24 protein-coding genes and 1 pseudogene are annotated in these 25,292 nt (G+C 67.4%); 13 read left to right on the forward strand and 12 right to left on the reverse strand.

Going from position 1 to position 25,292, the window contains the following annotated elements:
* Positions 1-129: 129 nt before the first annotated feature.
* The 3 genes from QC765_RS05725 to QC765_RS05735 are packed head-to-tail and all read right to left on the reverse strand — an operon-like array spanning position 130 to position 2,136.
* A complete protein-coding gene (locus QC765_RS05725; protein ID WP_278313475.1) occupies positions 130-1,386 on the reverse strand; it encodes a lipase family protein in 1,257 nt (418 codons plus the stop codon).
* Complete coding sequence (locus tag QC765_RS05730) at positions 1,387-1,758, reverse strand: thiol-disulfide oxidoreductase DCC family protein (RefSeq protein WP_278313476.1); 372 nt, start codon at positions 1,756-1,758, stop codon at positions 1,387-1,389.
* Between the two features lie 57 nt (positions 1,759-1,815).
* Positions 1,816-2,136: an Rv0909 family putative TA system antitoxin gene (locus QC765_RS05735; RefSeq protein ID WP_278313477.1), complete on the reverse strand. Its 321-nt coding sequence runs from the start codon at positions 2,134-2,136 to the stop codon at positions 1,816-1,818.
* Between the two features lie 488 nt (positions 2,137-2,624).
* On the opposite strand from QC765_RS05735, the gene QC765_RS05740 reads away from it, so the two are divergent.
* Together QC765_RS05740 and QC765_RS05745 are read left to right on the forward strand one after the other, a co-directional pair.
* On the forward strand, positions 2,625-3,227 hold the full coding sequence (locus tag QC765_RS05740) for a putative immunity protein (RefSeq protein ID WP_278313478.1): 603 nt from the start codon (positions 2,625-2,627) through the stop codon (positions 3,225-3,227).
* Complete coding sequence (locus QC765_RS05745; RefSeq protein WP_278313479.1) at positions 3,224-3,733, forward strand: putative immunity protein; 510 nt, start codon at positions 3,224-3,226, stop codon at positions 3,731-3,733. Before QC765_RS05740 ends, QC765_RS05745 begins: the two co-directional genes overlap by 4 nt.
* Positions 3,734-3,794: 61 nt before the next feature.
* On the opposite strand, the gene QC765_RS05750 is transcribed toward QC765_RS05745, so the two are convergent.
* Positions 3,795-4,910 (reverse strand): MBL fold metallo-hydrolase, encoded by a 1,116-nt coding sequence (locus tag QC765_RS05750; protein ID WP_373876698.1) that lies wholly within the window; start codon positions 4,908-4,910, stop codon positions 3,795-3,797.
* A gap of 318 nt (positions 4,911-5,228) precedes the next feature.
* A complete protein-coding gene (locus tag QC765_RS05755; RefSeq protein ID WP_278313481.1) occupies positions 5,229-6,635 on the reverse strand; it encodes an amidase in 1,407 nt (468 codons plus the stop codon).
* Between the two features lie 312 nt (positions 6,636-6,947).
* Between QC765_RS05755 and QC765_RS05760 the strand changes: the two genes are divergently transcribed.
* A complete protein-coding gene (locus QC765_RS05760; protein ID WP_278313482.1) occupies positions 6,948-7,592 on the forward strand; it encodes a hypothetical protein in 645 nt (214 codons plus the stop codon).
* A gap of 6 nt (positions 7,593-7,598) precedes the next feature.
* Positions 7,599-7,889 (forward strand): hypothetical protein, encoded by a 291-nt coding sequence (locus QC765_RS05765; protein WP_278313483.1) that lies wholly within the window; start codon positions 7,599-7,601, stop codon positions 7,887-7,889.
* A 217-nt stretch (positions 7,890-8,106) separates the two neighbouring features.
* Here QC765_RS05765 and QC765_RS05770 read toward each other — a convergent pair.
* Positions 8,107-8,766 (reverse strand): annotated as a pseudogene (locus QC765_RS05770) (VanW family protein); the annotation flags it as partial.
* A gap of 574 nt (positions 8,767-9,340) precedes the next feature.
* Between QC765_RS05770 and QC765_RS05775 the strand changes: the two are divergent.
* Entirely contained in the window at positions 9,341-9,565 is a 225-nt protein-coding gene (locus tag QC765_RS05775) for a helix-turn-helix transcriptional regulator (RefSeq protein ID WP_278313484.1), read from the forward strand.
* A complete protein-coding gene (locus QC765_RS05780) occupies positions 9,562-10,041 on the forward strand; it encodes a hypothetical protein (protein ID WP_278313485.1) in 480 nt (159 codons plus the stop codon). The genes QC765_RS05775 and QC765_RS05780 overlap by 4 nt, the downstream gene beginning before the upstream one ends.
* A 169-nt stretch (positions 10,042-10,210) precedes the next feature.
* Here the strand turns inward: QC765_RS05780 and QC765_RS05785 are convergent, their stop codons facing one another.
* Together QC765_RS05785 and QC765_RS05790 are read right to left on the reverse strand one after the other, a co-directional pair.
* Positions 10,211-10,939 (reverse strand): enoyl-CoA hydratase, encoded by a 729-nt coding sequence (locus QC765_RS05785; protein WP_278313486.1) that lies wholly within the window; start codon positions 10,937-10,939, stop codon positions 10,211-10,213.
* 161 nt (positions 10,940-11,100) lie between these two features.
* Positions 11,101-11,907 carry an aldo/keto reductase gene (locus QC765_RS05790; protein WP_278313487.1) on the reverse strand — a complete coding sequence of 269 codons (807 nt, stop codon included), beginning with the start codon at positions 11,905-11,907 and terminating at the stop codon, positions 11,101-11,103.
* A 161-nt stretch (positions 11,908-12,068) separates the two neighbouring features.
* Between QC765_RS05790 and QC765_RS05795 the strand changes: the two genes are divergently transcribed.
* From QC765_RS05795 to QC765_RS05805, 3 genes are all read left to right on the forward strand, one after another.
* The gene (locus QC765_RS05795; RefSeq protein ID WP_278313488.1) at positions 12,069-13,571 is read left to right on the forward strand and encodes a carboxyl transferase domain-containing protein; all 1,503 of its coding nucleotides are present in this window, start codon (positions 12,069-12,071) and stop codon (positions 13,569-13,571) included.
* An 81-nt stretch (positions 13,572-13,652) separates the two neighbouring features.
* Entirely contained in the window at positions 13,653-14,345 is a 693-nt protein-coding gene (locus QC765_RS05800; protein WP_278313489.1) for a response regulator transcription factor, read from the forward strand.
* A 40-nt stretch (positions 14,346-14,385) separates the two neighbouring features.
* Positions 14,386-15,828 carry a sensor histidine kinase gene (locus tag QC765_RS05805; RefSeq protein WP_278313490.1) on the forward strand — a complete coding sequence of 481 codons (1,443 nt, stop codon included), beginning with the start codon at positions 14,386-14,388 and terminating at the stop codon, positions 15,826-15,828.
* 59 nt (positions 15,829-15,887) lie between these two features.
* Here QC765_RS05805 and QC765_RS05810 read toward each other — a convergent pair whose 3' ends face one another.
* Positions 15,888-17,288 carry a cryptochrome/photolyase family protein gene (locus tag QC765_RS05810; protein WP_278313491.1) on the reverse strand — a complete coding sequence of 467 codons (1,401 nt, stop codon included), beginning with the start codon at positions 17,286-17,288 and terminating at the stop codon, positions 15,888-15,890.
* Positions 17,289-17,562: 274 nt separating this feature from the next.
* Here QC765_RS05810 and QC765_RS05815 point away from each other — a divergent pair, with 274 nt between their 5' ends.
* Positions 17,563-18,606 (forward strand): hypothetical protein, encoded by a 1,044-nt coding sequence (locus QC765_RS05815; RefSeq protein ID WP_278313492.1) that lies wholly within the window; start codon positions 17,563-17,565, stop codon positions 18,604-18,606.
* A gap of 165 nt (positions 18,607-18,771) precedes the next feature.
* Here QC765_RS05815 and QC765_RS05820 read toward each other — a convergent pair whose 3' ends face one another.
* The 3 genes from QC765_RS05820 to pdxH form a co-directional block, all read right to left on the reverse strand.
* Positions 18,772-19,131 (reverse strand): FKBP-type peptidyl-prolyl cis-trans isomerase, encoded by a 360-nt coding sequence (locus QC765_RS05820; RefSeq protein ID WP_278313493.1) that lies wholly within the window; start codon positions 19,129-19,131, stop codon positions 18,772-18,774.
* Positions 19,132-19,134: 3 nt separating this feature from the next.
* A complete protein-coding gene (locus QC765_RS05825) occupies positions 19,135-20,433 on the reverse strand; it encodes a citrate synthase (RefSeq protein ID WP_278313494.1) in 1,299 nt (432 codons plus the stop codon).
* A 126-nt stretch (positions 20,434-20,559) separates the two neighbouring features.
* Positions 20,560-21,276, reverse strand: a complete 717-nt coding sequence (pdxH, locus tag QC765_RS05830; RefSeq protein ID WP_278313495.1) for a pyridoxamine 5'-phosphate oxidase — start codon at positions 21,274-21,276, stop codon at positions 20,560-20,562.
* A 144-nt stretch (positions 21,277-21,420) separates the two neighbouring features.
* Between pdxH and QC765_RS05835 the strand changes: the two genes are divergently transcribed.
* The 3 genes from QC765_RS05835 (at position 21,421) to sepH (ending at position 25,282) form a co-directional block, all read left to right on the forward strand.
* Complete coding sequence (locus tag QC765_RS05835; protein ID WP_278313496.1) at positions 21,421-22,584, forward strand: citrate synthase 2; 1,164 nt, start codon at positions 21,421-21,423, stop codon at positions 22,582-22,584.
* A gap of 205 nt (positions 22,585-22,789) precedes the next feature.
* The gene (serC, locus tag QC765_RS05840; protein WP_278313497.1) at positions 22,790-23,917 is read left to right on the forward strand and encodes a phosphoserine transaminase; all 1,128 of its coding nucleotides are present in this window, start codon (positions 22,790-22,792) and stop codon (positions 23,915-23,917) included.
* Between the two features lie 477 nt (positions 23,918-24,394).
* Positions 24,395-25,282 carry a septation protein SepH gene (gene sepH / locus QC765_RS05845; protein WP_278313498.1) on the forward strand — a complete coding sequence of 296 codons (888 nt, stop codon included), beginning with the start codon at positions 24,395-24,397 and terminating at the stop codon, positions 25,280-25,282.
* Positions 25,283-25,292: the final 10 nt, after the last annotated feature.

The following is a 25,292-nucleotide window of genomic DNA, read 5'->3' on the forward strand; positions in this document are numbered from 1 at the left end:
TACTCAGCCCGGATCTGCGCTAGTGCCGCCCCCCGGATCTGCGAGCGAAAGTCAACAATACAAGGCGATCCCAGCCCGATCTGTTGACTCTCGTTCGCAGATTTCCCCAGGGTGGGCGCCTAGCTAGCTTCAGCAGGTGGAGTTCGCGGGCTGCCCGGCGAAGCGCTCGTCGAGCCAGTCGATCATCACGTCGGTCTGCCCTATGGAGAAATGGTCAGCGCCCTCGATGAGGCGTGCGTCGACGGTCATGCCCTCAGCGCAGGCCCGTTGCACGGCTTCCTCGGTCCACGTCGGCGGGATCACGGTGTCGCTGTCGCCGTAGAGGACGAGCAGCGGCTCGCTGGTGGGATCGAGGGGAAGGGCGTTGTCCTCGAGCCAGTCCCGGATGTCGGCTGCTGCCTCGTCGGTGAAGGGCCCCACCTCGTCGGGGGTGCTGCTGAGGATGGTCAGCGCGGACGCGAAGCCCGTCGTGCTGGTGCAGCCCTCGAGGGCGCCGAACCCGTCAGCGAGGGAGCCGCGCAGGTAGTCGTCGAAGTCGAGGCCGGGATCGGCGACGCGATAGCCATCGAGGACGTATGGGAGCAGGCCGAGCTGGAACGGGCCGAGGGTCCAGGGCCGCGGCCCGTCGGTGATGGGCGTGAGGTCAGCGGCGGGAGCGATGGCCACTCCGCCGATGAATTGCAGCCCGTCGCCATAATGCGGGGCCGCCTCGAGCGCGGACCAAGCGGCTTGCCCGCCCTGGGAGACCCCGATGCTGGCCCACTTGTCGCTGACGTCCTCGTTGCTCGCGCGGGCAGCGCGGACGGCGTCGATCATGTTGTAAGCGGCAGTGACGGGCTCGAGGTAGGGGTGATCGGGCCCATCCGGCGCGGCATTGCCGTCGAGGCCCTCGTAGTCGGTCGCGGCGACGGCATATCCGGCGTCGAGGTAGGCAGCGATGCGGTTGCCCTGGCCGAGCAGGCCCGGGTACTGGGAGGGGCCGCACTGGGCGGCGACACCGGTGGTGCCGTGCCCATAGGCGAGAACGGGCCAGCCACCCTCGGGCGGGGTGCCGACGGGCGTGAGGATAGCGGCGGTCACGGTGGTGCCGGTGCCATCGATGCCCGACGTGGAGCGGTAGGTGACGCGCTGGGCGTCCGCGGCATGCTGCGCGATCAGTGGATCGAGCCCATCGAGGGGCGTCGACTCGATGATCGAGCCGCGCTCGTCCTCATCCGTGGAGGCGATGGAGTAGGGACCGCGAGGTGGTTCGCTGGCGCTGAGCCCCACGCCCGGCTCGGCGGGTCCGGAGGTGGGCGCTGGGTCTTGACCGGGACTGGCGGTGCATCCGGCGAGGATGGTCGCGGCAAGGGCGGCGAGGGCGGCGCGGGACGAGAGGTGCTTCACCTAGCCCAGTGTGCAGGTTTTCGAGCCGCCTGGCATCAGGTGACGATGGTCGGCGACCCATTGGTAGACGCCGTCCTGCACCTGCCGGACGAGCGGGAGGTGGTAGACGCGCCGCGGAAGCCGGGTGCCGAGCGCTGCGGCGAGGCCAGCATTGATGGCTCCGGCGCCGCGGTGGCGGGTGCCATCGGGTTCGAGCGCCCAGGCTGCGGCGGCAGCATCGTCGGTGGTGACATCGAATTGCTCGACCGCGCCCGGCTCCTGGTAGGCAACAGCAGTGACGCGGTGGCGCCGGTCGATGCGAGCGAGCAGGTTGAGGCAGGAAACGCAGAAGCCGCAATCCCGGTCATACAGCACTTTCGTGGTGACCGGCATTGCGGCTCCTTAGCGTTCATCGCTGGCGCACGGGGCGCCAAGGCTCACGCGAGTGAATTACTCAGCGGGAACGATCTTCTTGGCCGAGTCCTGCACCTTGGTGACCTGGGCGTTGAACTTGCCCTTGGTCTTGGTGTCAACGAAGGTGGCAGCCTTGTCGACGGCCGAGTCGATCTGGCCCTTGCGGCTGGCGACAGCAGCCTTGGCCTTGCTGGCGTTCGCGTCGAAAGCAGCCTTGGCCTTGGTGCTGTTGGCCTCGAAAGCGGCCTTGGCCTTGGTGCTGTTGGCCTCGAAGGCAGCCTTCGCCTTGGTGCTGTTCGCCTCGACGGTTGCCTTTGCCTTGTTGGCGATGCCCTTGACCGAATCGATTGTGCTCATGTTGCTCCTAAAAAAACTGCGGCACCTTGAGAATCGTGCCTGCTGCGGTCGGGGGGTTGTCCCCGCTTGGCCTTTAGTGTCGCAGCAAGCTGGACAAAACTCCACTCGATGTGGCCAGTACCACCATTGGCGTGTCATGCGCCCTTCGCGCGACGACGCCCAAGCGGCGGATCTTGGGATGACCTGGCGATTAGTGAACCTGCGCCTCTGTCGGCGACCGGACCGATCGGGGCGTTCCGGGCGCCCTCCTGGGCGCCTCGGGCAGCCCGGAATCGCATGGGCGGGAATTGTTCTTCCTTTTTTTGCCCGGTGTAACCATGCGTTCACGAACCATTTGTTAATCAATCGTCAGTAACTTTTTAGAGCGGCCGCCCGGCGCGCACATTTTCCTGCGACAGCGCGTCTCGAATAGTTCGGGATGCGCTGCCCGCCAGCACACCCCCGGCTCCCGACCTGGGCGCGACTGCTCAACACTAGAATCAGAGAGCGTGAGACCCCAGTCAGAGCCTCCGCTCCGGCGCGAGCCGCGCGCTCCAGACTTCACCTTGACCATGGACGAGATCAGGTCAGTGACCGCCTTCGCATTGGCTTCGGCAGAGCAGGCGCTCCCCCAGTTCGAGGCGTGCCACCCCAACGACAGCAGGCCCCGCGACGCGCTCGCCGCCGCCTCCGCGTTCGTCCACGGAGATCGCCGCTCCCGCTCCCAGCGTGTGACGGCGACTGCTGCCCACCGAGCGGGACGCGAGGCGGCGTCGCCTCTACCGTTCCACGCCGCGATGGCCGCGGGAGACGCCGCCGCATCGGCGTACCTTCATCCGCTGGCCGATGCCGCCCAGGTCAATCACATCCTGCGCGCAACGGCGCACACCATCCGGGTGTTCGAACTGTTCCCCAGCGAGGACGGCATCGGCGACCCGATCACGCGCATGGTCGGCCTCGCGACCCCACTGCTGATCGACGTCTTGTGCCGCTACCCGAGGATCGAGGCCGGCGTGAACCGGGTCAGCGAGCTCGTGCACGAGCTCGACAACCGCCTGCGAGACCAGCCACGCACGGCACGGCAGCACGAGCGGGGGCCGGAGCCACGATGATCCTCCCCACGATCCGCGATCCCCGGATGGTGACGATCCGCCGAGGCGGCTCCCTCACCGACACCGACCACCAGTTGCTCGCGCTGTGGGCGGCGGAGTGCGCCGAGCATGTGCTCGACCATTTCGAGCACGAGCAACCCGACGATCCACGCCCTCGGGACGCGATCGCCGCCGCGAGAGCGTGGGCGCGAGGCGAGATGCCGATGATGGAAGCACGCGCAAGAGGCGGGCACGCGATGGGCGCCGCTCGCCAACTAGCTGGCGCGGCCCGATTCGCTGCCTACGCGGCCGGGCAAGCCGCATGCGTCGGACATGTCGCCGAGCACGATCTCGGCGCCGCGGCCTACGCGATCAAGGCCGCGCGCAGCGCGCGCCCCGGCAACCCCAGCGCAGGCCGGATCGAGCGCGATTGGCAGCGCGAACGGTTGACCGACCCGATCCGCGGCCTGGTTCTTGAAGACCAGATCCGGCGCAATAGCATCTGCTGGTCAGTCTTCTCCGACTGAGCTCCACGACGGACCGCCAAGTCCAGTTCGCTCAGGTCGCTGGCGCAGATCCCTGACGAGCCTAGGCGCATCGCAGCCACCAGCGATCCGTCGGCAACGGCTTCACCATATCCACCCGCTGCCCCGGCCGCGGCACCACCACCCGCGCCCCGGCAGCCTCCGACGCCGCCTGCAAGCGCACCATCGGCTCGACCCACGAATGGAACGCCAGATTGAACGTGCCCCAGTGCACGGGCAGCAGCACGCCCCCGCGCGGGCCCGCCGTCAGCTCGCCATGCACCCGCACAGCCTCCTCCGGATTCATGTGCACATCCGGCCACTGCTCCGCATACGCGCCCACCGGCAGCACCGTCAGGTCGAACGGGCCATGATCCGCACCGATGCGCGCGAACTCCGCCATATAGCCCGAGTCACCACCGAAGAACACCCGATGCCGCGCGCCCGCGAGCACGAACGACGACCACAACGTGGCATTGCGCGACAGCCCCCGCCCCGAGAAATGCCGCGCCGGAGTGCACGTCACCTCCACCGGGCTCGACTCCCCCACCGTCGTCGACTCATTCCAATCGAGCTCCGTGATCCGATGCGACGCCACGCCCCACGAGCGCAGATGCGCCCCCACGCCCAGTGGCACGATGAACCGGACCGGCTGCGCTGCCGCGATCGCCCGCACCGACCACTCATCGAGATGGTCATAATGATCATGCGAGATCAGCACCGCGTCCAGCTTCGGCAACTGTGCCACGCGCACCGGCATCGGATGGAAACGCCGCGGCCCCATCGAGTGCGACGGCGACACACGATCGCTCCACACCGGATCCGTCAAGAACCGATGCCGATCAATCTCCACCAGCGTTGTCGCATGGCCCATCCACGTCACCGCCAGGTCAGCCGCCACCGCGGGCGCGAGCGGCACCGAGACCGGGATCGTTCGCGACGGCGAGCCCTCCGAGCCCCGGCGCGCCATCGCCTTCACCAGGTCCACAACCTGCTCCCGCGAGAAAGCCGCCACCGGCTCCAGATTATGGAAGCGGCCATTCCGGTAGTGCGGCGAACCAGCGGCATAGGGCCGGATCCTCGCCCGCGAGGCACCAGTAGCCCGCGACACCCGCGCCGAAGCAACCGCCCCGGCCGCCGCGCTAGCAGTCAACGCTCCAGCGAGCGCAATGCGTCGAATCACCCTGCCACTCTATGACGATCCGCTCTCGCGCGCCCATTGGGAGCAGGGGCGGGTCGGGGGCGTGGTACCCCATCCGCGGTTGTGTGCGGTTTTGCACCCTGGATCGCGCGGTGGAGGGTGCATTCGGTAACACTTCCGGGGCGCCGGGACGGGGGCGAGAACCTCGACGAGCAGGTTGCGGGCTTGGGCTACTCCGTAGCCGGTAAAGCGGGCGCTGTAGGGTCCAGGACCGCTCCCGGATACTGGCACTGCGTCAAGCAGATTTCCTGGCAACTAAAGCATGGTCGATACGCGGCAAGTCTTGAAGGAAGAAGCTCACAAAGTCGGCGGATCCCACACGCCGAGCTCCTGAGCGACGCGAAGGCAGAGATGATCGTTGCCCGGCGCCGCAACGACCTGGACCCCGATCGGTAGCCCGTCGCTATTCATCCCCAGCGGTACTTGGGTCGCGGGGAGCCCGAGGAAGTTGAAGACAGTTGTGTTGGCGACACTCCATGGGCGGAGATAGGTGCCGAAGTGCTTCGGCGCGACCCGAGGAAATGGCGGGTACAGCACAACCCCGTCTCCCAATGTCTCAGCAATATGATCAGCTGCATGGTGCGCTGCGCTAATCAGCCGGCGCACGCTCTTTGTCCGCACCCATTTGACCGGTGCAGTCTCGGTCAGGTTGATCACGGCCAAGGGCGAGCTAGCGAGGTGGTGCACGAGTCGCCGCTTCCGCAACTCCGGTAGCCCCATGATCTCGGCCAACGTCGCCGCGAAATCCATCTCGCCCGCGACAGTGGCCGCGGCGTATCCCATCGCCCTGCGCATTCGTGGCAGCTCGATCTCAGAAACATGCGCTCCGGCCCGATCCATCTGCTCCGCGGCACGGAGGCGCGCCTGCTCGATCTCGGGGCTCGCCTTGTGCGCAGCAGAATTCACGGCAACGTACACATTGAGGCCGGTGATCGACACATCATCGGGATTGCCAAGCGGGACATCACTCATGCCCGCGTGCGATTCGTGGGGGCCCGAGATGGCTTTCAGCGCTGCATGAAGATCCTCGGCATGGTGAGCGATGGGTCCGAGCTGGAGCGCATCACGGATCCCGGCAGTCATCGGAAAATGTCCAGTGTTCGGTACCAGACCAGGGGTGGGAAGGTGCGCGAAAATGCCATTGAACATGGCAGGGATGCGGAGCGAGCCGCCTAGATCCGACCCCAGCCCGAATGCCGCGCCGCCTATCGACACGGCAACCCCGTCGCCGCCGGACGAGCCACCCGCAGTGCGCCGGGGATCGTAGGGATTGCGGGCGATGCCGTACAAGGGATTGTGCGTCTCCACCCAGAAGAGCGGCCCCGCGGAGTTGGTTCCCGCGAGGATGATGGCCCCCGCTTCCTTGATGCGCGCGACGATCGGTGCATCAGCTTCGGCGCGCAGCGTCCTCCTGTGGTGGAATCCACCCGCGTGAGGCATGCCTTCCACCGCGATCAGCTCTTTCACGGTCACCGGCACACCGAGCAACGGCGGCAGGTCGTCCGGTGAGCCCGAACTGATACGAGCGTCCGCGGCATCAGCCTCAGCGCGCGCGGAATCGAATCGAGGCTTGGCCAGCGCGCCGAGGCTCCGTCCGCGCTTCAACACGGCGATGTGGGCCTCCACCGCATCGCGGGCACTGATCTGCCCAGCCTTGATCGCGGCAGCCAGTGCTACGCCAGAGATTCGGGTGGGGTCCATCATGCTTATGAAGCTACGCATCCCCCTGCCGGAAGGCACGTTTTTCCCACTAGGTGTCGAGATCAGGCGTCATTCGGCACTCTCGGCAAGACGATCGAAGCCTGCCTCGGCCTTCAGCGCCTCCTCTGTCTGCCTGGTCAAGGTCCATGGACCGCGGGAGTTCCCCCGGCGCTGTCGGGCGACGCTCACATCCGTCATGATCTCCCCCTCAGGAATCCGAACACCACCCCAGCAGCGAGTATAAGAATCGAATGAGCCATTTTGCGCTTTCGACTCAGGTTGAACCTTCCAACGCCGTTACCGCATACTCGTTGAATGGGGGAAACAATCAACACCGTAGGGGCGCGCGCAAACTCCGGGGGATTAGACGGTTTTGCGGTCGGTGAGCGTGCCATTTCAATAAGAGCGATGGAACCGACGCGCTTGACACGGGAAGAGCGTGAGCACCGCTACAAGCGCTATCCGGATATCGCGCCAGGCTCGTACGAGCTTGTCACCAGCCTGCATGCGGTATGCGTGCCGCACGGGCAATCGTCATCGCGGAGCCATGAGTTCGTGGTCGAGTCCTATCCTCGGCCAAGCTTCGGGATCTGGGAGATCCCTTTCCGCACTGTTCTTCACCGAGCGGAGCAGCGGATGCGCGGGAAGGCTTGGCTCCATGCGGATTTCGCGATGTGCGATCGTTGTCTCCAGCGCTTGCATTTCTACTACTGGCGAGCCGTTGCGTTCGTCCTGCTGGGGATCGCGTCATTGTTCGCGTTCTGGATCGGCGCAGGCATGCCCGATACTCCGCGGATCTTCATGCTTCCCCTGTTCGCGGGGATCCTGCTTATCTGGGGCGGAATTATATCGCTGCGATCAGCGCGGGCGAAGAACCTGTTCGGGGCTAGGCTCCGCGTGGATGGTTCGGCGCTTGCCCTGGAGAAGCCCCACGCCGCCTTTGTCGCAGCTTTGCACTAGTCCCCAGTGCGCTCGATACCGCGCCGCAGGACGCCCTTCGGCACGCGCGGCAACCCCGTCCCGCTTGGAACCTCCGTCGAGCTGGGTCCCAACTGGCAGGTCAACGTTGTATCGGTCACCCCGGGTACGACGCCCCAGGTGCTCGTGCAGAACCAGTTCAACGAGCAGTTCCCGGGCGCCACGCGCGAGGCCAACCAGTGCTGGTCCGTGCCATCCGAGGCCGTGGCAGGCGGAGTGATCCTCATCGAGGAGAGCCTCAGCTTCGAGGACACCCGCGTGTTCTTCCAGGGCGGATAGCGGGGCCTGGCCGGGTTGACACCCGCCGGTTGTGTGCGGGCGCCACCCACCGGTTGTGTGCGGTTTTGCACCCTAGATCGCTTGGTGGAGGGGGCATTCGGTAACACTTCCGGGGCCTAGGTCCAGGGGCCGGGGTCCGGCGCCGAGGCCGAAGCACCCAGCCCAGAACCAAAACTGGCCCGCCCCCCAATCGGAGGCGGGCCAGCTCGCGCCGAAACTAGCGGCAGTAGACGGTGGGCAGCGCGTCGTAGACGACGGTGCGGGTGTTGCGAGAGATCTCGGCACCCGTGCTGGCGTTGCGAATGATGCGCGTGTCACTGGTGGTGAAGCCGGGCGCTCCAGTAGTGGGGATGCAGTCCGGGCCGGCGTTCAGGGTGATGGTTCCCGGCTGGGTGTAGTTCCAGCGGCCGCCATTGACCGATTCGACGTTGACGGTCTTGGTGCCCACGATGCGGACGGTGACGGAGTTGCCATTGGCCCACGACTCGATGCGCACGCTGTTGGGCGAGGTGTTGCGGAACTTCACGTCGAGCACGCCCTGCCAGACCGTGGCCTCGCGACCGGCCGGGTAGCGCGAGATGTAGTAGGAGTGCTCGTGATGCTCCACGTCCTGCATGCCCGCGAAGTACGAAGCATTGAACAAGGTGGTGGCGAACTGGGAGATGCCGCCGCCGATGGCCTTGCCCGGGCGACCGTTGGAGATCACGCCGGCTTCGATGTAGCCCTGCGCGGTTCCGCGCGGGCCGGTGTAGCCGTTGAGCGAGAAGACCGCGCCCGGTGCCACGACAGCACCGTTGACCTGCTCGGCGACGCGACGGATGTTCACGCCCGAATCGGCCGCGAAGCCACTGGTGGTGAACTCGCCGATCACCTGGTTGGTCTGCGGCGTGGCGAGGGGTGGCTGCGGCGCGGCGGGCGCGGGCGGCGCGGGAGGAGCCTGGGGCGCGGGCGGGAGGATGCCCTCGGAACCGTTGGGCGGCATCGGGATCTCGGGCAGCTCCACGACGGGCGCGGGGCCCGGCAGGTTCAACGAATCCCACAGATCACCCAGCGGATCAGCCGCGGCCGGGGCAGCCCCAGCAAGAACAAGCGCAACCCCAGCACCTGCTGCGGACAACTTTCCCAACAACCGCATTTCTACTCCTCAACCGAATCGCTTATTTCCTCAACATAGTGCATCCCCGACCAAAGCCGCATGTCGAGGTGCTGCAGCGGAGGGTTGGGCGCGGCGCGGAGGCGCACTGTGCCGAGCGCGCGGGGCGAAGGCGATTGGCTCGCAGGAGCACTCGGCCCCGCCGCCGTTGTCCGGCCCGCCCCGGTCTCGCCTGGGGAGTGGAAACTTCTCCCCCGTGCATCGGGAGAAGTTTCCACCAGCGCGGCGGCGGCGCGACCCGCACCACGCGATGACAACTTTTCTTGACATTCGGTGTCAAGTTATCTTTACTCAAGATGTGCCTCGCGAATCACACCCCACCGCCGTGCGGGACCATCGCGTCGCCGCAGGAATCACCCAGGCCGACCTGGCCCACGCATGCGGCACGAGCCGCCAGACGATCGTCTCGATCGAAGGCGGGCAGTACAGCCCCAGCGTATGGCTGGCCCTGCGGATCGCGAGGGCCCTGCACGCCGAGTTGGAAGCACTGTTCCCACTCCCCACCATCGAGGAAGCCCCATGAGCGACACACTCTTCATCCGCGCCATGCACGCCATCGGCGACTTCGAGAGCCCCTTCTACAGCGAGGAGCGCGACCGCGATGTGTGGAACGAGGCCTCGGCCGCGGGCTTCCAGCTCATGCTGTGGGCTGGCCTCATCGCTGCCCTCATCCTCCCCTGGATCGCGGGCAGCGCCGGGACCTGGTTCGCGATGGGCATCCTCGTCGTCGTGGGCGCGGTGTCCTGGTGCACCATGCTGTACGCGAGCGCCTTGCATGTCGACCCGATGGAACGCACCCGCCTCGGCGCCCGCGCAATCCTCGCTTTCACGCTGGTCATCGCCGCGATCATCAGCATCGCCTTCCAGCTACGCAGCACCTACGACAACTCCAGAGGCATGATCGGCGGCCTGGCCGATGGCTTCCTCATCGGCGCGGTCCTCGGCGCTATCGGCGGGGCCATCGCCCTCACGGTCGTGCGCAAGCGCAGCCGCGGCTAGAGCGCCTCGGCTCTACCGGTTGTGTGCGGTTCTGCACCCTGACGCGGCTTCGGAGGGGTGCAAAAGGCAACACTTCCGGCGCCAAACCCGGCGCCAATCCCCGCGACCCGGCGCCAAACCCCGCGACCCGGCGCCAAACCCCGCGCCAAAAACCGAGACCCCGAGCCCCCTAGTCGCCGGTGAAGTTGGGGCGGCGGCCTTCCTTGCGTGCCTGGCGAGCCTCGGCGACGTCGGAGCTGGTCCACGCGGCACGGTGGGCGGCCTGCTGCTCGGCGGTGGGCTCGCTCTGCGGCGTGTGGTTGAACACGAGCTTGAGGTGTCGGATGGTAAGCGGCGCGAGCTGGGCGAGCTCGGCGGCCCATTGCTGCGCGGCGGCGAGATCACCGTGGCGGTTGGCGAGTCCGCACTGGAGCGCCCGATCGAGGGGCAGCGGCTCGGCGCCCATGAGCATGGCGCGCGCGGTGGATCCGCCCGCGAGCTCGCTGAGCCGGTTGATGGTCCAGTTGTCCATGGCGAGGCCGAGCTTGGCGATGGGCACCATGAAGTAGGCATCCTCGGCGACCACACGGAGGTCTGCCACGACCGCGAGTTGCACGCCAGCGCCGATGGCAGGCCCGTTGACGGCTGCGATGACAGGAAGAGGGGTGTGCTGGAGGGCGTGCAGCATCGCGTAGAGGGAGCCGATGAAGTCGCGGTCATAGGCGGCGCTGCCGAGGTCCGCTCCAGCACAGAAGGCGGCGCCGCGCCCGGTGAGGACGATGGCTCGGGCTCCGGTCTCCTCGGCCTCGCGCACCATCTCGGTGATGCCGGTGCAGATGGTGGTGTTGAGCGCGTTGCGGCGGTCCTCGCGCTGCAGCTCAATGGTCACGACGTCCTGGTCACGACTGATCCCGAGCATTCCTACCTCGATCTGTTATGTTCGCGGGCCCTGTTCCTTGAACCCTACTGCGGTCGCCTGCCCGGGACACGACGCAGCCCCCGGTCCGAGTGGTGCCGGGGGCCGCGGGCGAGAACGAGGAAGCTAGGCCGCTAGTACCTGGGCCGCTAGTACCTGGGCCGCTAGAACCGGTCGGGGTCGGGACCGATGCGGCCGTCCGCGACGTCGAGGGCAGTGATGCGGTCGAGCTGCTCGTCGGTGAGCTCGAACCCGAAGATGTCGAAGTTCTCCTTGATGCGTCCGGGGGTGACGGACTTGGGAATAACGACGTTGCCGAGCTGGAGGTGCCAGCGCAGGATCACCTGCGCGACAGTGGCCCCGGTCTCGGTGGCGATCTCGGTGAGCACGGGGTCCTGGAGGATCTGCCCCTGCCCAAGGGGGCTCCATGCCTCGGTGGCGATGCCGTGGCGGGAGTGGAACTCGCGCAGCTCGGGCTGCGAGAACCGGGGGTGCAGCTCGATCTGGTTGATGACGGGCACTTCGCCGGTGGCCTCGATGAGCTGCTCGAGGTGGGGGACCTGGAAGTTGGAGACGCCGACGGACCGCACCTTGCCGTCAGCCTTGAGCTGCTGGAGCGCGGCGAACGTCTCGGTGTAGAGCCCCTCGGATGGCTTGGGCCAGTGAATGAGGTAGAGGTCGATGTGGTCGAGGCCAAGCCGGACGAGGCTGTCGTCGAAGGCACGGAGGGCACGGTCGCGGCCCTGGTCGTCGTTCCACAGCTTGGTGGTGACGTAGATCTGGTCGCGGGGGATGCCGGATTCGCGGATCGCCTGGCCGGTGCCGGCCTCGTTGTCGTAGATGCGGGCGGTATCGATGTGGCGGTAGCCGATGTCGAGCGCCGTCGTCACGGCCTCGTTGGCCTGGTTGTCGGGTACCTGCCAGACGCCGTAGCCGAGCTGGGGGATGGTGTTGCCATCATGGAGTCGCACGTTGGGAACAGTCACGGCACTGTCAACGCTCGCTGCCGGCTGGGGATTCCACCTCGGGCGCGATCGCCCGAAGGATCCTGTTTCGTCCGCTCGCGCTGGGGCATTGGCGGTAGCGTGGCGGGCATGGAACCGATGCCGGTCGGCCCAGGGAGCGTATTCCGATGCCTACTGTGACCACGTCCGCGCAACTATGCGACAACGTCCTCGACGCTGGATCGCTCGTGTCCTGGGATACCGAGCCTGTGCGGGTCGCCATGTCCGAGCAGTACCAGGCTGATCTGGACGCGGCGCGGGAGAAGTCCGGCCTCGATGAGTCCGTGGTGACGGGCGAGGGACGCATCCGTGGACGCCGTGTCGCGGTGATCGCGTGCGAGTTCGGGTTCCTCGCCGGCTCGGTGGGCGTGGCCGCGGCGGAGCGGATCGTCTCGGCCATCGAGCGGGCCACGGCGGAACGCTTGCCCCTGCTCGCCTCCCCCACCTCCGGCGGCACCCGCATGCAGGAAGGCACCGTCGCCTTCCTGCAGATGGTGAAGATCGCCGCGGCCATCAAGATCCACAAGGAAGCGCGCCTGCCCTATCTGGTGTACCTGCGGCATCCCACTACCGGCGGAGTGTTCGCGTCGTGGGGATCCCTCGGCCATGTGACGGTCGCCGAGCCGGGCGCGCTCGTGGGCTTCCTTGGCCCGCGCGTGTATGAATCGCTGCACGGGGCCAGCTTCCCCGAGGGCGTGCAGACCTCGGAGAACCTGTACCAGCGCGGCGTCATCGACGGCGTGGTGCCCGTGCGCTGGCTGCGCCCCATCCTCGATCGGGTGCTGCGCGTGGTCGGGGGCACTCCCAAGCTGCCGGACCGGTTCGAGCCAGCACCATTGGTCGATGAGCTGCCCGACATTCCCGCCTGGGAGTCGGTGCTCGCCTCCCGCAGCCCCATCCGGCCGGGCGCGCGCAGCGTCCTCCGGCACGGCGCCACCACCCTGACACCGTTGAGCGGCACGGGGCAGGGCGAATCGGATCGCTCCATGCTGCTGTACCTGGCACGCCTCTCCGGCACCCCCTGCGTGGTGCTGGCGCAGGACCGCGCCGTCTCCGCGGACAGCGATGCGTTCGGCCCGGCGGCGTTGCGGGAGGCGCGCCGCGGCATGAGGCTCGCCGAGGAGCTGCACCTGCCACTGGTCCTGATCATCGACACCATGGGTGCTGCCCTGTCCAAGGACGCCGAGGAGCGTGGTCTTGCCGGGGAGATCGCCCGCTGCCTCGCTGAGCTAGTCACGCTGCGCTGCCCCACCGTCTCCGTGCTGCTCGGCCAGGGAACCGGCGGCGGCGCGCTCGCCATGCTGCCCGCCGACCGGGTGCTCTGCGCGCTCAACGGCTGGCTCGCGCCACTTCCCCCGGAAGGAGCCAGCGCGATCGTGTACCGCAGCACCGGCCGCGCCGCGGACATCGCCGCGCAGCAAGGCATCCGCTCGCGGGACCTGCTGCACGCCGGAATCGTCGACGCGATCATCCCGGAGAACCCCGATGCCGCGCAGGAACCCATCCCGTTCAGCCAGCGCGTCGCCGCTGCCATCGCTCGCGAGATCCGCTCCCTCGCCCTGAAGCTACCGCAGCAGCGCCACGCCGCGCGCTTGCGCCGCTACCGCGAGTTCGGGCTCCCACCCCGCTGAGCCGGCCAAGCACGTGGCCAACGGCGATCAGCCACATCACGCGCACTGTAAGAATCGTGCGAAAACTGGCACTATGACGACATGCCCGAGTCCGCGCTGGTGCTGATCGTCGATGACGACGCCGAGATCCTCGCTTCCCTCGAACGTGGCCTGCGCTTGTCCGGGTTCAACACCACCACCGCCGAGGATGGCGAGGTGGCGCTGCGCCGCATCCGCGAGTACCAGCCCGACGCGGTGATCCTCGACGTGACCATGCCCCGGCTCGATGGGGTCAGTGTGGTCACCGCGCTGCGCGCCATGGGCAGCGACGTGCCGATCTGCGTGCTCAGTGCCCGCAGCTCCGTCGATGACCGGATCGCTGGGCTCGAGGCCGGCGCCGACGATTACCTCACCAAGCCGTTCGCGCTCGGCGAGCTCGTCGCGCGCGTGCGCGCCATGCTGCGGCGCCGCACCGACTCGCCTGCCGCGCCCCGAGAGACCCTCGCCGCTGGCCCCATCACCATTGATGTCACCGCCCGGCGGGCCACGAGCAATGATCGCGAGCTCGACCTCACCAAGCGGGAGTTCGAGCTGCTCACCACGCTCGTCCAGCACAAGGATGCGGTACTGTCGCGCAAGCAGCTGCTCGAGATCGTGTGGGGGTACGACTTCACCGCCGACACCAACGTCGTCGATGTGTTCGTTGGGTATCTCCGCAAGAAGCTCGAGACCGACGGCACGCCACGCATGCTGCACACCGTGCGCGGAATCGGATTCATCCTCCGCACCGAATGAGCAGATTCTCGACTACCACCGATCCCTAGGGCCCGCATCCATGACCAGGACCGCGCTGCAACGCTTCACCCGCCAGCTAGCGCGCTGGTTCGGAACCTCGCGGTTGCCCTCGCTCTCCCTCGCCACGCGTGTCGCGATCGCCTCGGCGCTCGGCGCCACCATCATCGTCGCCACCGTGGGGTCGTTCATGTGGTATCGCATCGGCTCCGACAAGCACGCCACCCTGGACCAGCAGCTCAGTGCCGTCACCTCGATCGCCGCGAGCCTTTCCGCGAACTCGCTCTTCGCCGCCCGGACCCAGCTCCCGGAGGGCTTCGAGGCGACCTATCACGCCGATCGAATCCTCATTGCTGCCCGCAGCGTCAAGATCCCCCGCCTGCCCGATGGCCTCACCACCCTCACCATCAAGGGCGAGCAGTACCGCATCCTGACCGTCACCCTGGTCGAGGAGCCGCGCGCCTTTCTCTCCGTGGCTGTCCCCACGCGCACCACCGTCGAGCAGATCAATGCAGAGCGACGCCTCACGGTCATCGTGTCCATGCTCGCCATCGCCGCCGCGGCCGCGCTCGGCTGGCTGTTCGCCGGGTTCGCGGTACGGCCTCTGCGCCAGCTCACCGAGCAGACCCGCCGCATCACCGCTGACGATCTGCGCCCCATCCCGATCATCACGGGCGCCATCGAGGCAGAGGAGCTCTCGCGGGCCATCTCCTCGATGCTTGCCCGCATCACCCGCGAGCAACGCCGCAAGAACCACGCTCTCGAGACTGCCCGCGACTTCTCCTCGGTCTCTGCCCACGAGCTCCGCACTCCGCTCACCGCGCTGCGCACCAATCTCGAGGTGCTCGACACCCTCGATCCCCCGCCGGAGGACCGGAGCGTCATCATCACCGAGACGTTGCAATCCATCACGCGGATCGAGCAGACCCTCAAGGCGCTCGAGCGCCTCGCTGCCGGCGATCTCGCCCGCCAGGACGACTACGAGGACGTCAACATCCCGGACCTGCTCGACCGCGTCGTCCACGAGTCGAGCCGCATGCACCCCACGGCCTCCATCGAGCTCGGCGACGTCGACAATGCCACCATGCGCGGCCTGCCTGCTGGCCTGCGCCTCTGCCTCGACAACGCCATCACCAACGCCATCAAGCATGGCCGCGCCACCATCGTGCAGCTCGCCACCAAGCCGCAGCGCAACCACTACTTCGACATCACGATCGACGACAACGGCTGCGGCATCCCCATGAAGGAGTGGGAGTCGGTCTTCCAGCGGTTCAGCCGCGGCTCCAACACCACGAGCTCTGGCTCCGGCCTCGGCCTGTCCCTCGTCGCCCAGCAGGCCGAGCTCCATGGTGGCCGGGCGTTCATCACCACCAGCCCGCTCGGTGGCACGCGGCTCACGTTGCGCATCCGCATCCCGCGGACTGATCGGCACTCGGCCGCGGTCGGCGTCCCGGCCAGCAGCAGCGACTCGGGCTCCAGCGAATAGTGGAACGCGAGCCACGCGTCACGTGGCCAGGTGTTCACGATCGGAAGGCTCGCTGCGCCTCAGTCGGCGTGCTTGACGTGCTCGTAGCGGGCGAGTGCCTCGCGGCGCTCCACGGCATGGTCCACGATGGGCGCGGGGTAGCCGTCCACCTGGATGCCTCGCTGGCCGACGGTGTGGACTTCCTTGCCCGCGATGCCGCGTAGCTCGGGCACCCAGCGGCGCACGTAGTCCCCCTGGGGGTCGTAGCGCTGCCCCTGCGTGATGGGGTTGAAGATGCGGAAGTAGGGCGCGGCGTCGGTGCCGGAGCCAGCGATCCATTGCCAGCCGTGCTGGTTGGCAGGGAGATCTCCATCGACGAGGTGGCGCATGAAGAACCGTGCGCCCCACCACCATGGCAGGTGGAGGTCCTTGACGAGGAACGAAGCAACGATCATGCGCACGCGGTTGTGCATCCAGCCCTCCTGGAGAAGCTGTCGCATTCCGGCGTCGACGATGGGGTAGCCCGTGCGCCCGGCCTTCCACGCGGCGAGCAGCTCCTGCGCCTCGGGGGTGTCGGTGCTGGTGGGCATGCGGTCGAAGTCGCGGTTGAGGTTCTGGCGGGCAGAGCGCGGCTCGCGGGCGAGCACGTCGGCGTAGAAGTCGCGCCACGCGAGCTGGCGCCGCAGCTCCCGCGCTCCGTCGCTGTCGTGGTCGCGCAGGTCGGCGAGCATGGTGCGGGGATGGATGGTTCCCCACTTGAGGTGGACGGACATGCGGGAGGTGTCGTCGAGGTCGGGGCGGTCGCGGTGCTCCTTGTACTCGTCGATGCCATTGGCGAGGTATTGCTGCCATTGCTCGTGGGCGGCGGGCTCGCCGACCGGGCAGACGGGCTTGATGTTGGCGGGCAGCTCCGCGCGCTCGATGCCGGTGAGGTCGGCGGGGTCGATCCAGGCGTTGGTGCTGGCGCTCGTGGCGGCGGGGGCGCGCCAGCCGTGGTCGAGCCACCGCTTGTAGAAGGGGGTGAACACGCGGTAGGCGGTGCCGTCGTCCTTGACGATGCGGCCGGGCGCGACGGCGAACGGGGAGCCGGTGCGCACGAGCGGGATGTGCTGCTCGACGGCCATATCGCGACGGGTTCCGTAGGGGCCGTGATCGGAGCTGATGTGGACCTGGGTCGCTTCGATGCGTCGCGCGAGGTCGGGGATGATGTCGACGGGGTTGCCGCGGACCACGAGGAGTCGCCCGCCGAGGGCTTCATCGAGGCTGTTGAGGCACGCGATGAGGGCGGTGCGGCGGCGCACGCCGGAGGGCTTGATGAGTGCCGGATCGAGCACGAACACGGCGAGCGCGTTGCGCGCGGAGTCGGCGGCGGCGAGCAGCGTGGGGAGGTCGTTGAGCCGCAGGTCGCGGCGGAACCACACGATTGTGTTCTCGGTCGCACTATTGGTCGCGATTGTCCTTTTCCTTTCGCTGCTGCCCATACTGGGATCCACACGGCACCGGCACCGATCGGCGGCCTTGCGCAATGCACGGGGCACATCCAGGACGGGCACTTCCAGGTGCCGCGCATCCAGCCAAGCCGCATCGCCGACGGGTACCTCCAGGACCACTGTGCCCAGTAGCACTGGGACACCGGTCACAGCTACCAATACTGCCCGCTCGCCGCGCCGAATACACAACGGACCGCCATCGGGCCGCTATCACGATTGCACCGCGCTGGCACCGCCCCGGACCACACAGCTTAGGGAGTTCTGCATGGCAAGCACACGGCCGAAGTCGACGATCCGACGTTACCGCTTTCCCGCGGCGCTGGCGATCACCGCGACCGCGCTCGCCGCTGGCGGTTCCGTGACGCTGGCTTCCACTCCCCCAGCGACCTCGGCCACGACGACACAGGTCGTGGACAGCGGCGGCCCGGACCTGACGCGCCTGGAGGATGCGTTGCGCGAGTTGCAGCGCGACAAGCTCGCAGCGACGTTCCTCGCCGCCGGCTCCGGCCAGGCACTGGAGGGATCGGAGCAGCTCAACGCTGGCGCTGGCGAGCTTGCCGCGGGCATCGGGCAGGCCCGCGCTGGCTCCGAGCAGCTCGCGGGCGGCGCCGGCGAGCTCGCGGCCGGAGCCGGGCAATTGAAGGAAGGAACGGGGCAGCTCCGCGTGGGCGTCAACGAGTTCCAGGGTGGCATCGACCAGCTCGGTGACGGCGCAACGCAGATCAGCGGCGGTGTGGACCAGCTCGTGGCCCAGCTGCTGCCACTGAAGTCCGCGGCGGCTCCGTTCGCCCCGGAGATCGCCGCCGCGCTGGTCCAGCTCGAGCAGCTCCGGGAAGGCGCCCGGCAGCTCGCGTTCCAGCTCGATGATCCGTCCAGTGATTTCCGGGTGGGCGCGGCACAGCTCGCCGATGGCGCGGGCCAGGTTGATTCGGGCGCGGGCCAGCTCGCCGCCGGTTCTGCCGAGCTGCGGGACGGAGCCGTGCAGCTGCGTGACGGCCTCGTCCAGCTCGATGACGGGTCGGGCCAGCTCACCGACGGATCCCAGCAGCTAGTCGCAGGATTGGGCCAGCTCGGCAGCACCGCGGAGCAGGTGAGCACCAGCGTGAACGGCGTGGTCAGCGTGACACCGCGCGCGAGCTTGTCGGCTGATCCGGTCGAGGTTGCCGTGGCCCAGCCGCTGGGCGAGGGGCGGGTGCTTGATGTGCCCACCATGGTGGCGCTGCTGGGGCTCGGTGCTGGCGGCATGCTGCTGCTGGTCGCGCTCGGGCTCGCGGGCTATCGGTGGCGGACAGCGCGCCAGGCCGCATAGCGCTCGGCGCTCGACGGGCGCGTATCGGCAAAAGCACGGGAAATCGTCAAACGCGAGAGAAGCTGACCTGGGTTTTCCGAGATTTCTCTCGCGTTTGCAATAGAGCAAGGCCCTGGCATCCCGAAGGTTTCGGGAGGCCAGGGCCTTGTTTGCTTTAAGCCGCGTCTACTGCACGGCGAGCAGGTCGATGACGAACACGAGGGTGCGTCCGGCAAGGCGGTGCCCCGATCCGCTCGGGCCGTAGGCCAGGGCGGGCGGGATGGTGAGCTGGCGGCGACCGCCGACCTTCATGCCGGGGATCCCCTCCTGCCAGCCCTTGATAAGACCACGCAGCGGGAAGCTGATGGACTCGCCACGGTTCCAGGAGGAGTCGAACTCCTCGCCGGTCTCGTAGTCAACGCCGACGTAGTGCACCTCGACGGTGGCGCCGGGCACTGCTTCCGCGCCGTCGCCTTCCACGAGGTCCTTAGTGACGAGCTCGGTGGGAGGGGGGCCTGGCTGGAACTCAACTTCTGGTTTTGTCATGGTTTATCGCGCCGAAACCTCTGTGTAGTCGCGTTCGGTGTATCCAGTGTAGATCTGGCGGGGACGCCCGATCTTGGTGGTGGGGTCCGCATGCATTTCGCGCCAGTGCGCGATCCAGCCGGGCAGCCGGCCGAGCGCGAACATGACGGTGAACATGCGCGTGGGGAACCCCATGGCCCGATAGATCAGACCGGTGTAGAAATCCACGTTCGGGTAGAGCTTGCGCTCGACGAAGTAGTCGTCAGTGAGGGCGGCTTCCTCGAGCTTCATGGCGATCTCGAGCAGCTCATCGCGAGCGCCGAGCTTGTCGAGGATGTCGTGCGCGGTCTTCTTGACGATGGCAGCGCGCGGGTCATAGTTCCGGTAGACGCGGTGCCCGAAGCCCATGAGCTTCACGCCCTCTTCCTTGTCCTTGACCTTGCGAATGAACTCGCTCACGTCGAGGTCCTGCGCCTTGATGTCGTCGAGCATCTCGAGCACGGCCTGGTTGGCGCCGCCGTGCAGCGGGCCCCACAGGGCGTTGATGCCGCCGGAGATCGAGGTGAACAGGTTCGCGTTCGAGGAGCCCACGAGCCGCACGGTGGACGTGGAGCAGTTCTGCTCATGGTCGGCATGCAGGATGAGCAGCATGTCGAGGGCCTTGACGACCTCGGGATCAGCCTCGTACGGCTCGGCGGGGAAGCCGAACGTCATGCGCAGGAAGTTCTCGACGAGGGTCATCGAGTTGTCCGGGTACAGGAAGGGCTGGCCCACGGACTTCTTGTAGGCGTAGGCCGCGATCGTCGGCAGCTTCGCGAGCAACCGGATCGTCGATACCTCGACCTGCTCGGGATCGTTCGGGTCGAGCGAGTCCTGGTAGTAGGCGGACAGCGCGTTCGCGGCGGACGACAGCACCGGCATGGGGTGCGCGTTGCGCGGGAAACCGTCGAAGAATCGCTTCAGGTCCTCGTGCAGCATGGTGTGCCGCTCGATGCGATAGGTGAAATCCGAGAGCTGGTCCGCGGTGGGAAGCTCGCCGTAGATCAACAGGTAGGAGACCTCGAGGAAGCTGGAGTTCTGCGCGAGCTGCTCGATCGGGTAGCCCCGGTAGCGCAGGATGCCCTTCTCGCCGTCGATGTAGGTGATCGCCGACGACGTGGACGCCGTATTGACGAATCCCCCATCGAGGGTGGTGTATCCCGTCTCGCTGAGCAGTTTGCCGAGGTTGAACCCGTCATTGCCCTCGGTCGCCCGAGTGATCGGCATCTCGTAGTCACCACCGGGGTAACTGAGTACCACTTTGTCTTCATTCTCAGCGGGCACGAGGGCTCCTTCTCAGACTCAACTGGTCAGTAGCGTATCGGCACATGCGCGACCACTCAACGCACAACCATATCCACGAACTTAGTCGAAACCCACCTCACCGGGCGAACCCGGGTAGCGGTGTGGTCATGGCTGCACGCGCAAAACCTGGCAGGACCCCTCACCAAGCTCGCAACGGATCCGATTATGCAATCTGTCCTGTCCACCCTGCCAGAACTCGACCATGAATGGGCGAATTCGATACCCGCCCCAGAACGGCGGCACCGGAAGCTCGTCCAGATCGTGGAACCTCTCCCGCACCTCCTCGGCCGCCGCGAGCAACTCGCCCCGCGACCCGAGGGGCCAGGACTGCCGCGACGCCCACGCCCCCACCTGAGAGCCGCGCGAGCGGGTGCGCCAGTAGGCCAGCGTCTCCTCCGATGAGATCTTCTCCACAGCTCCACGGAAGTGAACCTGCCTGGCCAGCGGGATCCACGGGAACGTCACCGAAGCCACCGGATGAGCCGAAAGATGCTGCGCCTTGGCGGATTCGTAGTTCGTGAAGAACACGATTCCGCGCTCATCGACGCCCTTGCACAGCACCGTCCGCGTCGCTGGCACGCCCGCTGCATCCACTGTGCCGAGCACCATTGCATTGGGTTCGGTGATGCGCCCGCCGTCCGATGCGACATACTCAGTAGCGTCAAGCAGCCACCGGGCGAACAGCGGCAACCAGCCGTCCTCGAGCCACGCCTCATCGAGATCAGCATGTTCGCCCGACATGCTCGGCACTGTTCTGTCCCCATAACTGACCCGCATGCGCGCGAGATCGAGAGAATCGGAAGGGTTACGCACCACACCCATACGCTACGCCCGAGCAGCGTTCCCGGAGCATGAGCCCCATTGTGCCCCTGCCCGGATCGCACCATCGCGGAACCCGCCCACCAGGCCCCGGTTCCATTGGGCGCGCGCCGCATACGACCCAGAACGACAACAGGAGCGTCATACATGGCAGTCGAACTTCCCGAAGGCTTCTCACCCGGGCTCGAAGGAGTCCTCGCCTTCACCACCGAGATCGCGGAGCCTGACAAGGACGGCGGCGCGCTGCGCTACCGGGGCGTGGATATCGAGGACCTCGTCAGCAACGACGTCACCTTTGGCGATGCCTGGGCCCTCCTCGTCGACGGCAAGTTCGGCGACGCCCTGCCACCCGCGGAGCCCTTCCCGATCCCCGTCCACACCGGCGACGTGCGCGTCGACGTGCAGGCCGGCCTGGCCATGCTCGCCCCCATCTGGGGATACCAGCCGCTGCTCGACATCGACGACGACACCGCCCGCGACAACCTCGCGCGCGCCTCCGTCATGGCACTGTCCTACGTCGCGCAGTCGGCCCGTGGCCTCCACCAGCCCGCCGTGCCGCAGAAGATCATTGACGAATGCCCCACCGTCACAGCACGATTCATGACGCGCTGGCAGGGCGAGCCGGACCCCGATCACATCCGCGCCATCGACGCCTACTGGGTCTCCGCCGCGGAGCACGGCCTCAATGCCTCCACCTTCACCGCCCGCGTCATCGCCTCCACCGGCGCTGACGTCGCTGCGAGCCTCTCCGGCGCCATCGGTGCCATGTCCGGGCCGCTGCACGGCGGAGCGCCCGCCCGCGTCCTCCCCATGATCGAGGAGGCCGAGCGCAACGGCGACCCCCGCGGCATGGTCAAGGGAATCCTCGACCGCAAGGAACGCCTCATGGGCTTCGGTCACCGCGTCTACCGCGCCGAGGATCCCCGCGCCCGCGTCCTGCGCGATACCTGCAAGAAGCTCAATGCGCCCCGCTTCGAGGCTGCCTCGGCGCTCGAGCAAGCCGCCCTCGCCGAGCTGCGCGAGCGCCGCCCGGATCGCGCCATCGAGACCAACGTCGAGTTCTGGGCCGCGGTCATCCTCGACTTCGCTGGCGTGCCACCGCACATGATGCCGGCCATGTTCACCTGTGCCCGCACCGCCGGCTGGTGCGCGCACATCATGGAGCAGAAGCGGCTCGGCAAGCTCGTCCGGCCCGCCGCGCTCTACACCGGGCCCGCTCCCCGCCTCGCTCGCGATGTGGAGGGCTGGGACACCATCCGTGGCGAGGGTGGCCAATCGCAGCAGGGCCTGCTGCGCCGCATCCTGCGCTAGGTGCCTAGCCTGGCGAGCACCTGCTGGTGGCTCTGGCCGAGATCGGCCGGAGCCGCCGGGCGGGATCGGCCAGGCCTGCTGCTCGTCTCCGCATGGGGCCGCTAGCCTCGCGCAGCATGAGGCCCGTACCACACCGATCGACTATCCTGGACGCGCGATACCGTCCAGAACGAAGCCTCCAGACCAAGTAAGGAATGCATCGACCGTGACTGGAACCACCGACATCACCATTCCCGGCGACCTCAAGCCCGCGGATGGCCGTTTCGGCTGCGGGCCCTCGAAGGTCCGCCCCGAGCAGCTCCAGTCGCTCGTCGACACTGGCGCGTCCGTGTTCGGCACCAGCCACCGGCAGCCTCCTGTCAAGAATGTGGTCGGCCGCGTCCGCGACGGGCTCGCCACCCTGTTCTCCCTCCCCGAGGGCTACGAGGTCATCCTCGGCAACGGCGGCACCACCGCGTTCTGGGATGCCGCTGCGTTCGGGCTCATCCGCGAGCGGTCGCTGCACCTCACCTATGGCGAGTTCAGCAACAAGTTCGCCTCGGTCTCCAAGAAGGCACCGCACCTCGGTGACCCCATCGTCATCAGCGCCGAGCCTGGCAGTGCCCCCGAGCCCACCTCCGATCCTTCGGTCGATCTCATCGGCTGGGCACAGAACGAGACCTCCACCGGAGTCGCCGTGCCCGTGACCCGCCCCGCGGGCTCCGAGAACGCGCTCATCGCCATCGACGCCACCTCCGGCGCTGGCGGGCTGCCCGTGGACATCGCCGATACCGACGTCTACTACTTCGCGCCGCAGAAGTGCTTCGCCGCCGACGGTGGCCTCTGGGTCGCCATCATGAGCCCCGCCGCGCTCGCCCGCGTCGAGGAGATCAAGGCCAGCGGCCGCTGGACACCGGACTTCCTGTCCCTGCCCATCGCCGTCGAGAACAGCCTCAAGAATCAGACCTACAACACGCCTGCGCTGGCCACCCTCCTGATGTTCGCCGACCAGATCGAGTGGATGAACAAGAACGGCGGGCTCGACTGGGCCGTGCGGCGCACCGCCGACTCGTCCTCGCGGCTCTACGCCTGGGCCGAGAAGACCTCGTACACCAAGCCCTTCGTCACCGACCCCGCGCACCGCTCGCAGGTCGTCGGCACCATCGACTTCAGCGATGACGTGGATGCCGCAGCCGTGGCGAAGGTGCTGCGCGCCAACGGCATCGTCGACACCGAGCCGTATCGCAAGCTCGGCCGCAACCAGCTGCGCATCGGCATGTTCCCGGCCATCGACCCCGAGGACATCACCAAGCTCACCGAGTGCATCGAGTACGTCGTCAGCAAGCTCGGCTAGCAGACGCCGCTCCGGAAGGGGCTGGATCGCAGGGCGCGTGATGCGCTGCGGTCCAGCCCCTTTCGTGCGAGTGCAGGCACGGGCTGTGGCAGCTTCCGCGCAGGCCCTGGCCGCTCGCGCTCCGGGACGGCAGGCCTGGCCGCTCGTGCTCCGGGAGTGGAAACTTTTCCTCCCCTGAGCGGGAAAAGTTTCCACTCCCGGCGGTGGCTAGCCCGGCCCGGTCCCAAGACGACCTGGCCTGCGCCCAAGGCCGCCCGGCCCCAAAGCCACCCGAGCCCAGGCCTCCACCGGTGTGGCTACAGCCGCTTACCACACGACGCGGCTTTTCCACGAAACCTCGCCCTGCACAACATCTCTCCGCGTGTCGCACCGGTGATTTTTGTCACGACACCATTACAGTGCAATAAAGAAGCTGAAGTTCGCTGAGCCGCACCGCGGCAAGGCAACGCAAAGGCACAGCGGCACAAGGAGGTCAGGGTGCGGGAACTCAAGGTCGTCGGTATCGAGCCGGGCGGCAACGCTATCGTTTGCGCCGACGTCAACACGGGAGCCAAGTTCAAGATTCCCGCCGATGATCGCCTTCGCGCCGCCGCCAACGGCGACGTGAGCCGCCTTGGCCAGGCCGAGATCGCGATGGAGGCAAAGCTGCGGCCGCGCGAGATCCAGGATCGCATCCGCGCCGGCGCGAGCGTGCAGGAGATCGTCGAGTCCTCGGGCATCCACAAGTCGCGGGTAGAGACGTTCGCGCATCCTGTGCTGCTCGAGCGGGCTCGTATCGCCAGCCTTGCCCAGGGCGCTTACCCGCTGCGGGAGGACGGCCCGGCCCAGCATCCGTTGTCGACCGTGGTGGCGATGGCCTTTGGCTCGCGCGGCCACAAGCTCGATGACGCCTCGTGGGATGCGTGGCGCAACGAGCAGGGGCGCTGGGTGGTCCAGCTGCGATGGATGGCGGGCCGTACCGAGAACAAGGCGCTGTGGCGCTTCAACGCTGGCGCTGATGGTGGCACCGCTGCCCCGCTCAACGATCTTGCTCGCGAGCTGATCCTGCCGGATGCGCCGCGCTCGCGGCCGTCGCTGAGCCCGGTCACGCCGATTGCTACCGCCAAGCCGCAGGTTGCCAAGCAGCAGTCGCCAAGGACCCAGGCCTCGCAGCAGGAGACCCCACAGCATCAGTCGGCCAAGGCATCCGAATCCACCACCTCGACAGAGACCGGCAGCCGGGGCCAGCAGGAACGCGCATCGACCGTTCAGTCCCAGCCCGCGGCCGAGCATGAATCCGAGCCGAAGCGGGATCGCAAGCCGCACAAGCCCGCGATGCCATCCTGGGAGGATGTGCTGCTCGGCGTCCGTGCTGGCGCCCAGTAATAGCTAGTCG

This window comes from Hoyosella levis (assembly GCF_026008515.1).
In the GTDB taxonomy this organism is placed as follows: Bacteria; Actinomycetota; Actinomycetes; order Mycobacteriales; family Mycobacteriaceae; genus Lolliginicoccus; species Lolliginicoccus levis.